At 34.1% G+C, this 11,079-nt stretch carries 16 protein-coding genes; 6 read left to right on the forward strand and 10 right to left on the reverse strand.

The window, feature by feature from the left end:
• Positions 1 to 36: 36 nt before the first annotated feature.
• The 3 genes from Q5794_RS18960 to Q5794_RS18970 are packed head-to-tail and all read right to left on the reverse strand — an operon-like array spanning position 37 to position 1,097.
• Positions 37 to 318 (reverse strand): hypothetical protein, encoded by a 282-nt coding sequence (locus tag Q5794_RS18960; protein ID WP_214987268.1) that lies wholly within the window; start codon positions 316 to 318, stop codon positions 37 to 39.
• A gap of 10 nt (positions 319 to 328) precedes the next feature.
• Entirely contained in the window at positions 329 to 718 is a 390-nt protein-coding gene (locus tag Q5794_RS18965) for a hypothetical protein (protein ID WP_192995010.1), read from the reverse strand.
• A 13-nt stretch (positions 719 to 731) separates the two neighbouring features.
• Positions 732 to 1,097, reverse strand: a complete 366-nt coding sequence (locus Q5794_RS18970; RefSeq protein WP_057234362.1) for a DUF2089 domain-containing protein — start codon at positions 1,095 to 1,097, stop codon at positions 732 to 734.
• A 275-nt stretch (positions 1,098 to 1,372) separates the two neighbouring features.
• Here Q5794_RS18970 and Q5794_RS18975 point away from each other — a divergent pair, with 275 nt between their 5' ends.
• Genes Q5794_RS18975 through Q5794_RS18985 form a run of 3 tightly spaced genes read left to right on the forward strand, consistent with a single transcriptional unit; the run spans position 1,373 to position 2,722 of the window.
• Complete coding sequence (locus Q5794_RS18975; protein ID WP_214987269.1) at positions 1,373 to 1,930, forward strand: TetR/AcrR family transcriptional regulator; 558 nt, start codon at positions 1,373 to 1,375, stop codon at positions 1,928 to 1,930.
• A 14-nt stretch (positions 1,931 to 1,944) separates the two neighbouring features.
• Entirely contained in the window at positions 1,945 to 2,307 is a 363-nt protein-coding gene (locus Q5794_RS18980) for a DMT family transporter (protein ID WP_374988308.1), read from the forward strand.
• 4 nt (positions 2,308 to 2,311) lie between these two features.
• Positions 2,312 to 2,722 carry a YvaD family protein gene (locus Q5794_RS18985; RefSeq protein WP_268575156.1) on the forward strand — a complete coding sequence of 137 codons (411 nt, stop codon included), beginning with the start codon at positions 2,312 to 2,314 and terminating at the stop codon, positions 2,720 to 2,722.
• Positions 2,723 to 3,039: 317 nt separating this feature from the next.
• Here Q5794_RS18985 and Q5794_RS18990 read toward each other — a convergent pair whose 3' ends face one another.
• Both Q5794_RS18990 and Q5794_RS18995 read right to left on the reverse strand, forming a co-directional pair.
• A complete protein-coding gene (locus Q5794_RS18990; protein WP_374988309.1) occupies positions 3,040 to 3,501 on the reverse strand; it encodes a hypothetical protein in 462 nt (153 codons plus the stop codon).
• A gap of 252 nt (positions 3,502 to 3,753) precedes the next feature.
• Positions 3,754 to 5,199: a DHA2 family efflux MFS transporter permease subunit gene (locus tag Q5794_RS18995; RefSeq protein ID WP_214987271.1), complete on the reverse strand. Its 1,446-nt coding sequence runs from the start codon at positions 5,197 to 5,199 to the stop codon at positions 3,754 to 3,756.
• 564 nt (positions 5,200 to 5,763) lie between these two features.
• Here Q5794_RS18995 and Q5794_RS19000 point away from each other — a divergent pair.
• On the forward strand, positions 5,764 to 5,958 hold the full coding sequence (locus tag Q5794_RS19000; protein WP_013058394.1) for a hypothetical protein: 195 nt from the start codon (positions 5,764 to 5,766) through the stop codon (positions 5,956 to 5,958).
• Between the two features lie 343 nt (positions 5,959 to 6,301).
• Here the strand turns inward: Q5794_RS19000 and Q5794_RS19005 are convergent, their stop codons facing one another.
• Positions 6,302 to 7,999, reverse strand: a complete 1,698-nt coding sequence (locus tag Q5794_RS19005) for an MFS transporter (RefSeq protein ID WP_374988310.1) — start codon at positions 7,997 to 7,999, stop codon at positions 6,302 to 6,304.
• 135 nt (positions 8,000 to 8,134) lie between these two features.
• The gene (locus Q5794_RS19010; RefSeq protein WP_192995024.1) at positions 8,135 to 8,767 is read right to left on the reverse strand and encodes a TetR/AcrR family transcriptional regulator; all 633 of its coding nucleotides are present in this window, start codon (positions 8,765 to 8,767) and stop codon (positions 8,135 to 8,137) included.
• Positions 8,768 to 9,005: 238 nt separating this feature from the next.
• Between Q5794_RS19010 and Q5794_RS19015 the strand changes: the two genes are divergently transcribed.
• Complete coding sequence (locus Q5794_RS19015; RefSeq protein WP_264295236.1) at positions 9,006 to 9,137, forward strand: hypothetical protein; 132 nt, start codon at positions 9,006 to 9,008, stop codon at positions 9,135 to 9,137.
• A 4-nt stretch (positions 9,138 to 9,141) separates the two neighbouring features.
• On the opposite strand, the gene Q5794_RS19020 is transcribed toward Q5794_RS19015, so the two are convergent.
• Positions 9,142 to 9,291: a DUF2935 domain-containing protein gene (locus Q5794_RS19020; RefSeq protein ID WP_226897303.1), complete on the reverse strand. Its 150-nt coding sequence runs from the start codon at positions 9,289 to 9,291 to the stop codon at positions 9,142 to 9,144.
• Between the two features lie 137 nt (positions 9,292 to 9,428).
• On the reverse strand, positions 9,429 to 9,662 hold the full coding sequence (locus tag Q5794_RS19025) for a cyclase (protein ID WP_214987274.1): 234 nt from the start codon (positions 9,660 to 9,662) through the stop codon (positions 9,429 to 9,431).
• A 299-nt stretch (positions 9,663 to 9,961) separates the two neighbouring features.
• On the opposite strand from Q5794_RS19025, the gene Q5794_RS19030 reads away from it, so the two are divergent.
• Complete coding sequence (locus tag Q5794_RS19030) at positions 9,962 to 10,099, forward strand: hypothetical protein (protein ID WP_165351633.1); 138 nt, start codon at positions 9,962 to 9,964, stop codon at positions 10,097 to 10,099.
• Positions 10,100 to 10,423: 324 nt separating this feature from the next.
• Here Q5794_RS19030 and Q5794_RS19035 read toward each other — a convergent pair whose 3' ends face one another.
• Positions 10,424 to 10,942: a DinB family protein gene (locus Q5794_RS19035; RefSeq protein WP_214987275.1), complete on the reverse strand. Its 519-nt coding sequence runs from the start codon at positions 10,940 to 10,942 to the stop codon at positions 10,424 to 10,426.
• Between the last annotated feature and the right edge of the window lie 137 nt (positions 10,943 to 11,079).

Consider the following 11,079-nt stretch of genomic DNA (forward strand, 5'->3'; position numbering starts at 1 on the left):
ATTTTTACACGCGGGTAGGCACTTTGCAAAGCTACATCATAGTTTAACTCTTACCTCTGTACCGTCAGTAGCTTTGACATCTACTAGTACCATTCCCTTATGTTTCTTCAGTTCCTTAACAATAGGCTTTAGCATGGTTTTATCTATTATCGGAAAAGTGAAATTCAGCCCTTTTCTTTTAAAATGTTCTTTTGTCCATTTATCGGCATGCTTCTGGATAAATTTCGAAAAAGCAACGCTAATAGCAATGTTTAAAAGAGCATATGGAACTGGAATGCTAAATCGAACATCTTTTGTTTTCACTTTTACATGAATCATAAGCAAACCATTACTCAATGATGACTGAAACGGTATCCCCGTTCGCCGATTTAATATCAACAATTTGGCCATCTAACTCGTTTTCGATTGCTTCAACAATCAGGTTTATGTCTATATCTTTTACATATTTTTCTGATTGAGGAATACTTGCTGCGATGCTGTGTCCCGCCATTAATACCAGCTTGACAAGCTTTATCGGCAAATTAACCTTTACATTATCGTTTTCAGTTGACACAACTCGAATTTTTAACATTTTATCTAGATACGCATTTGGCTTTTTCAAAAGCTTATTGCCTGTTTCTTCTTTCTCTTTTAATACTTGAATCAGTTCTGATCCCTTTTCCGCATCAATTTTGCCTTCTTGAACCATTGTTAACACTCTTGTAATTTCCTCTTTCATAAAAATTCCCTCCCTATTCTTCTTTTAAGAGCTTGATGGCTTCTTCTGCTGTAATTTCACCATTTTCTAACATAGACACAACTTTTTTCTCGTCTACTTCATTTTTCTTCTTTTCTACATATCCAAGAGATGAAATGATGTCTGTTAACTTGCCTCGAACCGTTGGATATGAAACGCCCAGTTCTTTCTCAACTTCTTTGATATTTCCTCTGCATGTTAAAAACACTTCTACAAAATGAAGCTGATCACTTGATAAGGATGCCAACTTAGATAATTCAAACTCATTTTCAATCGTCGTGTGACAATGGCTGCACTGCAGCTTTGTAATTTTTAACGTTTCACTGCAGACAGGACAATTTGTAATTACTTTATAAGCCATAATCAAATCTCCTTCTTTTAGTTAATTTGATTATACAACAAATATTTAATATTAAAAACAATAAAATTAAACATTTTTAAGAAATAAATTAAAAATATAAATTTATATTTTAATAATATTAATTAACTCTTTTAAAACACATGCAATGAGATCTCGAATGCTTAAAATCCAAAAAAAGTAAAAAAGATAAAATAAGATGTTTATTTTTGGAAAAATATGTTGTAAAATACACTTGGTACTACAAAAATATTCCTGGTACCAAATGGAGGTTTTTTATGAAAGAGCGAATTACAAATGAAGCAATTTTTTTAATTCAACAAAAAGGACTTTCTTTTACTATTAGCGATTTAGCTAAGAGCTTAGGAACTAGCAAACGAACCATGTACCAACATTTCAGCTCCAAAGACGACATCATTGACTCGATAATTGAAAATCTCATCCTACAGATCAAGAACAAAGAAGAAGAAATCTTCCATGATGAAAGTCTAAGTTTACTTGAAAAGATTACTCAACTCCTTATATGTGTTCCTGGAGAGTTTAATACAATGGATATTCGTCTATTAGCAGATTTAAAGCGGCTTCACTATAATCAATGGGTTAAGATAGATGACTTTTTAAAGCAAGAGTGGGATCTAGTGGTAAAACTGATGGAAGAAGGAATAGAAACAGGTGTTTTACGTGAAATTGACTCACAACTATTTATAGAGCTATACCTGGGCGCAATCAATCAAATTTATCAGTCAAGCTTCTTGCTAAACACTAAACTCACAATGGGTGAAATATTAAAATCTGTTATTGATATTCTTTTGAATGGTATTTCTATAAAAAAATAAGGTGGCGAAGAATTTTGTATTGGATCTATCTATGTTTAGCTATTCTTTTTGAAGTGGCTGGTACTACATCTATGAAATTATCAGACGGTTTTACTAAAGTTATACCAAGTGTGTGGCTCATATTTTTTTATATTTGTAGTTTGTGTTTTTTGACGTTAACTTTAAAAAGTTTAGAGGTCTCAATTGCTTATGCTATTTGGTCAGGTATGGGAATTATAATTATTACACTAATTGGATTTATGTATTTTAATGAAAGTGTAAGCCTGCTAAAAATTGTTGCTATCGCTCTCATTATTATCGGCGTAGTAACATTAAATATAACCGGGGAAAAAGAAGCTACTACTAGTAAATCCACTTTGGAAAAACACATGAGGTAAAAAGATGAAATATTTAAAACCTTTTTTTCTTGTTACAGATATCGGATTTATTATCTATTGGATTGTTACTTACTTTGAATTAATACCCGAAAGTGCAGCTTTTAAGGATTACGATAACCCTATAGTCATGGCTTGGAACTGGTCGTTCTTCCCTCTAGATATTCTTATTTCATTCACTGGATTGTTTAGCCTATATTTATACAAGCTGCATAGAGAATCATGGAAAGGCTACGCTTTAATTTCTCTAGTGTTAACATTTTGCTCAGGGCTACAAGCCATTGCGTATTGGGCATTTATTAAAGATTTCGATTTCACATGGTGGGCTTTTAATTTGTACTTGATGATTTACCCTCTATTCTTTATAAAACTACTTATAAAAGATAATGGCAATCAAAAAAGTAAACTTTTCATTTAATGAACGTTTTAAAATCAGTTTAAAGCAATAACTAAAGAATTATTAAAACCTCTTGAGGAGGGGTAACAAATAAATAAGAAAATCGCTAATAATGTCATCTTTTTTGTATGGTTCCTGTTCTTGCTCCTTCTATGGATCACCTTCTCTTTTTCTAACGGGCAAGATGGCCAATGGTGGTCCATGTATCATTTAAACGTGAATCAATATGGTCCTTGGGCTTTAGAGCTTTCCTACATAAAGATTAGTATTGCTGCTGTTATTTCGTTAGTAATAGCTTACGCAGGTTTTAGATTTAAAAGAAAAGGATAAGATTAACTTCATCTTTTCACCTTTTCAAATAAATACTGCACTCCATATAACAAATATGCTTTGTAATGAAGGTAGATAAAAAATTGAAAATGCGTTAACCGTTCTAGACTTACAATTTTCCACTTTTTAAGAACATCAATAAAGTAAAAAGCAAAGATTCCATCAACTATAATATTCAGTAATAAAAACTTCTTAAAGTTTCCATACGAAGATTTAAGCAGCCACATTGAAAGAGGCATATAAGGCCCAATACTAAAAGGAAGTTCATCTTTTATAAACGAATCTTTTTTATCATAAAACTTCCACCACTTCCTCTGATGTCCATACAAATGATTAATAATCTCAAAGATAACAATAAAAATCCCTGCTACTGAATAACGTTTTATGCTGCGTTTTCCTATAAACAACAATGATAACCATGGAATTGCTATTATAGATAAGTTAAACCCTAAGTGTTTTCTTGATATCATAAGTGAACTCACCTCAATGTACTTTAATCTAGTTCTTCTTATAGTGTCCTCCTATTACAAAAAAACACGTCTTTTAAGCAATCAATTTCTATTTAGCAGTCTTCACTTTTTGGTTAAAATGTTTGGAGATGAGTTGCAGCATGATAAATTAAACGCTTCAGATTTTCAAAAATAACATGGCCAATGGAGAACTTTAAAACCTTCTCCTAGACCTAAAAAAACACAAACCATAAAATGGTCTGTGTTTTTTTATTAATGCGCCTTCTGTTCAACATTAACTCTCTTAATAAAGAACGAGATAACTAACCCAACAATGGAAACAATAATCGCAAAGACAAACGCGTGTTGAACACCGTTGGTAAAGGCAAGAATTTGATTTAGTGGATCCATTTTATCTGATACCGTCTCAAGGAAGCTTCTTGAACCCGATGACAGAATGGAGATTCCAACCGCTGTTCCAATTGCGCCAGAAACCTGTTGTAAAGTGTTCATAATCGCCGTTCCATGCGGGTACAGCTCAGGTGGAAGCTGGTTTAATCCGTTTGTTTGAGCCGGCATCATAATCATCGAAATGGCTATCATAAGCGCAATGTGCAATCCAACGATAAACCCAGTTGACGTTTCCAGCGTTACGGTTGAGAAACCATACATGGTGCCGGCTACAATTACAAGCCCAGGGATAACTAACCATTTAGGGCCAAAACGGTCAAATAATCCGCCCATAACCGGTGAAAGAATTCCGTTAATCACTCCTCCAGGAAGAAGCATTAGACCAGCGGCAAAGGTTGATAAAGCTAATGATGTTTGTAAGTATAAAGGTAAAATCATCATCGCAGACAGCAGTACCATCATGCAGACTAGAATTAATAAAAGACCAATTGTAAACATTGGATACTTAAAGGCTTTAAGGTCTAACATTGGCTCTTTCATCTTCGTTTGACGAATAGAGAATGCAACTAAAGCAATGGTTCCAATCACAAGAGTTAGAATAACCTGTAGACTTCCCCAGCCTCCGCCTTCTCCAGCGCTGCTAAATCCAAACACAATTCCTCCAAAACCGATTGTTGAAAGAACAACAGAAATCATATCGATTTTTGGCTTCGTTGGTGTGGTAACGTTCTGCATAAAGAAAGCTCCAAACACTAAGGCAACAAATAACAGCGGAAGTGAAATCCAGAAAATCCAGTGCCACGTTAATGTTTTTAAGATTAAGCCTGATACGGTTGGTCCAACAGCTGGCGCAAACATAATAACAAGGCCGATGATCCCCATTGACTTTCCACGCTTATGCGGCGGGATAATAACAAGAATCGTGTTAAACATAAGCGGTAAAAGTAAAGCAGTTCCAACGGCTTGCACGACACGGGCAATCATGAGTACCCCAAATGTTGGTGCAATAGCGGCAATAAATGTTCCAATAATTGAGCAAATTAGAGATGCTATAAAAAGCTGTCTGGTTGTAAAGCGTTGAAGAATAAAACCTGAAATAGGTACCAAAATTCCTAACGTTAACAGATACCCTGTTGTCAGCCACTGCGCGGTTGTTTCGTGAATGCCAAAGCCAGAAATTAGCTCCTTTAACGCCATATTTAAAGCTGTTTCACTAAATAAACCGATAAATCCAGCAATAAGAAACGATGTTATAATCGGCAGCACTTTGATGTTAGAGCTTTCGGCTACTGTTTGTTGATTACTCATATTAAATTGTCTTCCTCTCTTTTACATACTCTTTTTGGTGAACGTTTTTCTATCTCAATGATAAGTTGATTAGCAGACAAACAATGCATATTGATATAAAGATGAGTGATAGGTTTAAGGCATTATGTTGACTAAGCTTTTTCTTTCTCTTCTCTTTTGACCGAAGTGCTTTTTGTCTTCTAAATTCGTTTCTTTCCACAGATACCTCTCCATTTCATTTCTAAATCAACTTTAGAAACCTTCCTATGTAAACTAAATTCCATTCATAAATATGGAATTTTTAATAAGTAAGTTAAAACGAAATAGAACTATAAAATGAATTTCACTTTATATAACAGGAATATTGTAACACAGCTATAAGTACTGTTTCTATCTAAAATATACTAAATAACAACAGCTATATACCTAACTTAGTGCCCTGTGACAATTAAAATTTGTTTCTGTTGTATACTTTTTGTTCTGTTTGCCCTAATAGAACACAACTAACTTTTTAATCATCAGTCAAAAGAAATAGTATCAGAAATTAAGTAATAGTAAAAATTGATACTATGGAGGTGTTTTCTTATGAAAAAATATGAAGTAACGTTTCATCTAATTAATGGTGAAATAAGTCATTTAGTGGAAGCTAAATCACTTATTCGTGCAAAGAACTACATACAGTACAGGTTTGAAGATAAAAGTAAAATATTGGATCTAGCAAATGATTTGGTCATTGTTAAAAGAAACGTCCAATACTTTACGGTAGTTGAAAAAGAATAATTAGCTATGTAAAAGGACGTTATCTACAAAAGTAATGTCCTTTTATATCCATACAATATCTTATAGGGTATTCTCTTTTTTCCCATTCTGGTCACTAAAATTTTTCTCCAAATCGAATTCACATACTAAATTTATCTAACTAAAAAGATATTCCTCTAAGCAGAAGAATATTATAGTTAAAAATTTATGTGGATAATGGGTAGTTCTGAACAGAATTATTGAATTCAGTGTCTCCACTTTAATAAATGAAGGAGTACATGTAGAAATGAAAAAAGCAAACTCCCTGACATGTGAGTTTGCTCTTTCTATTCTTTACTCAAATTCCTTGAGTTCAACTTTTAACTTATTGTCCTATATCTTTCATTCTTTTAAGAGCTTTTCTATATTCTTGATCTCTCATATGCAGCATTTTATTAGGAGAAGGTTTAGGCTGACCAAACTTTTTCAAAGCTGCTCTATACTCGCTGTCACCAATGACTTGATTCGAAACAGTCTCTTTAGGCGAACGCTCAAAAACGGGAGTATCTTTTTTACTGTGAACCTCTTCGGTACTCAGCTTTTCTTTATTTTTTTCTTTATCATGCGGCTTATGAGCCAGCTTGTGGCCTTTACCTGTTAGGAACATCAAAAACGAGAGAATTAATACTACAATGCTCAATACACACGAAAACGTAGAAAATGTATGATAAGTAATGATTTCAGTTTTTACATGTAGAGATTGCGTGAAATTTTCTTTACTAGCAACCTGACTCTCTGCACTTACCGTTGCAAGGTGATCTTTATACACCTTTGCAAAGACGATACTGCTGATTACAGGGATGACTGCAGATACTGTAACTCTTATAAATTGAACCGTGACCATCCTAGGGACTAAACTTGGTAGCGGTCCGCCTAAAGCAGCACCCATAAGACCTGCAGCCACTGTGAACCCTACTCCTGCGATTAAAGCGGCAAAGCTGCTAACAAAGAGGACTGCAGAAACATGACCGTCTAAATACATCCACTGTATGTTCACTCCCATAATAATGACCGCTCCTATAATACCTAATACGCCCGGTCCAACTTTATCATATAATACGGCACTTAATATGGCCGCAATCGCTATTCCCGCAAAAAGCCCGATATAGATCAGTGAAGTATCTCCTTTATCAAAACTTGATCCGCTTTTAAGCAATCCTTGTAGGGACAAAAGAGTTAAACTCATACTAATATTGCCTATAACAGCGATCAGAATAGCGAGAGCTGGTTTTCGAGAAGCCACTAATCTAAAGGGAATTAACGGATTTTTAAGATGCCATTCTGCTACGAATAAAAAGCATAGAAAAATGATGCTTCCCACTATGCCTATCCATACATAAGTAGATGCCCATCCTGATTTTTGGAGATTAAGTAATGTAAACGTAATAAATGCGGTAACCATAAACATTAACGCTACACCAATGATGTCAAATGGTTCATGATGTTTGTGCTGTTGCTTGGCGTGATCATTCGTTAAAAATTTGTAGCTGAAGCATATTCCCAGTAAGGAAAGTACGGCAGCTATATAGAATAACCCTCTCCAATGGCCATAGCTGTTCACTAACACTCCGAGAAAAATACCGACAACGCTAGATCCATAAAATCCGCCAATAAGAATTAGTAATGCCAAGTTCCGTTTATGAATCGGAAAAGAAAGAACCAGCATTGGAATCATCATCATAAGTGCTAAACCCGTTCCTGTCCCTTGTAAAAAACGACCAATGCCTATTCCTAAGAAGCCGTTAGAAGCAATGCTTACAATAGCCCCTATAAGAAACAAACACATCGAAAGAACATAAGTCCTTCTCTCCCCTATCTTATGTCGAAGGATAGGTCCAAATGGAATACAAAATGCAAAGCTCATAACCCCTATTAAAACCGGTGTTATCGAAATATAAGATTGATCGTTAAACGTTTGTTGGAGAATTTCACGTATGGAATTTAATGAAGTGTTCAACATTAAACCAGGACCAATAGCTAAAACTGCCAGTAAGGAAATCCCCCAGTGTTTTTCTATTTTCATACTACAATTCCTTTCTGCCCTTCATGATTGTAAAAAGCTAAAAATGCGGCGTTCACGTTTCTTCCAACCATCACAGTAGCTATGGTAAAGAAGAAAGATATTTATCCGCATTTGAACAAACTAAAAAATAAAGCTTCAGTAAGGAAGCTTTATTTTATTTTCTAAACCTGCCACTCGAATTGGCCCTAAAAGTGTTAGCCTGGTTAATTTTTCAGCCATAAATGCAGGGCTAAATTTCATATCACTTTCTAGCCAAGAACAAATGACACCTATATGAGCTGACGTGATATAACTAATCAGGATATCTTTAGGGATATCAAGTCCATCCTCTGCTTCTCCAATCGAAGAGATTAGCTCTCCATACACTCTCTTCTTTACAATTTCCGTCATATGACTTCTAAATTGAGGTAATCCTCGGTCACTTAGCATAACTTTAAAATAATCGGCATGTTCATAGATAAATTCAAAAAGCTTTAAGAAAGAAACGGATTCATCGTTTTCTTCTACTGCTGCGGAATCCTCATTATTTTGTTTTGGTTTTACTTTCTCTATTAGCTCTTCTAGAACTTCATTCATACTCTGCATAAGAAAGTCTTGCTTATCTTGATAATGCAAATAAAAGGTTCCCCGCGTTAATTCTGCTTTTTCCGTAATTTCTTGAATCGTAATGGATGTAACGTCTTTCTCTTTAAGAAGTTCGACTAAAGCGTCTCTTAAGTATTTATTTGTTCTTTTTATCCTAGGATCTACTTTTTCTTTTTTAGTCATAGTTGCTCTCCTTGTATCACTGTTATTAAGTATTAGACATATGATTATGACTTGTATAGATGTAGCCATTTAGGCCTTTTCTGATGATTGACTATTTAAATTAAACTACCCTGTATCAACAACACACATTCTGCACACGATGTAAACTAATGAACATTATGTATATTAAGTCTCACAAAATATAATCAATCTGTCAATATCAAAAACTGATTAAGAACGAATCATTTGGTTGTTAGATATGGATGGCGCGAACGCAAGAGCGAAATCTTTTGTAATGAAAGAAAAAGAACTGAAAGATATAACCGGCGATGTAAAAAGTGCTGGGTTTTTATATGCTGGAGATTGGACTATTGAGGCAGCTTTTACATAGCAAACTAATCAAATAAATGATGATTTTGCACAATGAATGTTTGAAACTTTCCGATATATGAATCTGCTTGTTTAAATACCATAATCTCAATTGGATCAAGCAGGTTTTCAAATAAAACAGCATGTCCAAGCTGATCTTCCAGCCATAAATCCATTAAGTTGACTAAGCTAAGAGGAACCGGCTCCTTACTGTTAGTGATAGGATAGAAGGTTAAATAAAAAAGAAGTCACCTTTTGGTAACTTCTTTTTTTACTATGCATATGTGATTAAAACAAAAAACATATAAGTTTTTTATTTTTCACTATCTTCATCAGCAGGTTTTCGTTTATGTTTCTCACTAATAATTTTTTTGTTCAGTATCCTTACCTCACCCACCATCAGCAGCCTCATATCTTTTACAATATATTTAGCCAATTCTTCATCAGAGATATCATCACCATCAATATCAAGACGAAATTCCTGCCCTTGTATTCCACCGCCATTAGTAAAATCGACTTCAAAGTCAAAAATTACTCTTTTATCCATGTCTAATCCACCTTAACTTGTTTTAATCATCTAATATATATTCGGTTTAAGAAAACAAATGCCCTATCCAACAACTATCTAATGAAGCTTATTGTCTGATAAGTCCCGGTAAAAGGACTTTTAAGTTCTAGATTGGTATTAAAAAAGGAATAATACTGTGGTAAAGGAGATTCTTTAGAACCTTAGACACCTGTTTACACCAATAAAATAAATATAATTAAAAAAGACAATGGGTTGAATAAGCTACGCTCTATTAACTCATCTTAACAATGTAACTAAATTTGAAGGGAGATTTAAAAATGAGTCAGAAACGCGATAAAGGCAATAGTCAGAAAGGAAAACCAAATAGCAATACGGTAGATCCGGTAATTGCAGCAGAAGACGTGGAAAAAGCAATTTTTCCAACTAATAAGCCTCCTGGCAACGCAAAACCTTAAAAGAAATTAGAGTTGTATTATTAGCTGCCTGTCTGGCAGCTTCTTCTTAAGAAAAGAACTTAATTAATAAATATGAATATGCTCAGACTTTTACGTTTTTTATACGATTTTTAGTACAAATGTTGGGACTTAGATGATGTAAAATCCTCTCTCATTTCTACTTAAATACTCTTCTTCAGCCCGTATTCTCAACATTCCTATAAGAATACGCGACCCTTTACAGAACTTTTGAAGTAAGATGAATTGCAGTTGTCAAATCGTCCTCTTAACTTATTATTAAGATTAATTTTTAGAGAGTTTTTAACTTAGAACGCTTTAAGGTATCTAACTGTTACTTACCTTCATTGCATATAAATAAGCAACATAGTCAGTCATAACTCCAGGATATCCCATTTGGCGTAACATAGCTGTTATATTTCCACGATGATATGTTCCATGATTAACTACATGTTGGATTAATTCAAATAGATTAGTTTCTAGCTGGCCAAAATTAGGATGTGCGCAGAAAACGAGTTGATCAAGGTTATCTTGGTGGTCAAAAAATGCTTTAAATTGCTCAGATAAGTTAAGAAACATCATCTCCATTTCCCCGATACTTTTGCCTTTTATATTCTCTCTTAGTTGTTTTCCTGATTTGATAATTTCATCAAAACTATAACCTGACATGACACTTAACCATGTAGTATCAGTAACATAAATATGTCCTAACACCTCCGATACAGAAGAAAAAACATTCTTAACCTCCTTGTGGTAAATATCCTGAGGCAAGCCTTTTAAGTGACTAAAAATCCTTTGATTTGCCCATACATGGTAGTTATAAAACTGTAATTCTTGACCCTTCACTTGAGATTCCTCCCTATTCTAAAATCCACGACCAATATTAGGTATTCCTCATTGTTTTTAAAACACCTTCAAATGATTGTTGAAAAAAGTATTGATTCTTTACGTTTTATTTAGGTACCGAAGTAAGGTTGCACGTG

Source organism: Priestia megaterium (genome assembly GCF_041941685.1).
Classification (GTDB): domain Bacteria; phylum Bacillota; class Bacilli; order Bacillales; family Bacillaceae_H; genus Priestia; species Priestia megaterium_C.

Coding starts and splice junctions, on each gene's coding strand:
- Q5794_RS19020 (WP_226897303.1), bottom strand. CDS start 9,291: ATGGATTTATGGCTGGAAGATCAGCTTGGACATGCTGTTTTATTTGAA.
- Q5794_RS19015 (WP_264295236.1), top strand. CDS start 9,006: ATGGATGGCGCGAACGCAAGAGCGAAATCTTTTGTAATGAAAGAAAAA.
- Q5794_RS19030 (WP_165351633.1), top strand. CDS start 9,962: ATGAGTCAGAAACGCGATAAAGGCAATAGTCAGAAAGGAAAACCAAAT.
- Q5794_RS18970 (WP_057234362.1), bottom strand. CDS start 1,097: ATGGCTTATAAAGTAATTACAAATTGTCCTGTCTGCAGTGAAACGTTA.
- Q5794_RS18975 (WP_214987269.1), top strand. CDS start 1,373: ATGAAAGAGCGAATTACAAATGAAGCAATTTTTTTAATTCAACAAAAA.
- Q5794_RS19000 (WP_013058394.1), top strand. CDS start 5,764: ATGAAAAAATATGAAGTAACGTTTCATCTAATTAATGGTGAAATAAGT.
- Q5794_RS19010 (WP_192995024.1), bottom strand. CDS start 8,767: ATGACTAAAAAAGAAAAAGTAGATCCTAGGATAAAAAGAACAAATAAA.
- Q5794_RS18985 (WP_268575156.1), top strand. CDS start 2,312: ATGAAATATTTAAAACCTTTTTTTCTTGTTACAGATATCGGATTTATT.
- Q5794_RS18960 (WP_214987268.1), bottom strand. CDS start 318: ATGATTCATGTAAAAGTGAAAACAAAAGATGTTCGATTTAGCATTCCA.
- Q5794_RS19005 (WP_374988310.1), bottom strand. CDS start 7,999: ATGAAAATAGAAAAACACTGGGGGATTTCCTTACTGGCAGTTTTAGCT.
- Q5794_RS18990 (WP_374988309.1), bottom strand. CDS start 3,501: ATGATATCAAGAAAACACTTAGGGTTTAACTTATCTATAATAGCAATT.
- Q5794_RS19025 (WP_214987274.1), bottom strand. CDS start 9,662: ATGGATAAAAGAGTAATTTTTGACTTTGAAGTCGATTTTACTAATGGC.
- Q5794_RS18965 (WP_192995010.1), bottom strand. CDS start 718: ATGAAAGAGGAAATTACAAGAGTGTTAACAATGGTTCAAGAAGGCAAA.
- Q5794_RS18995 (WP_214987271.1), bottom strand. CDS start 5,199: ATGAGTAATCAACAAACAGTAGCCGAAAGCTCTAACATCAAAGTGCTG.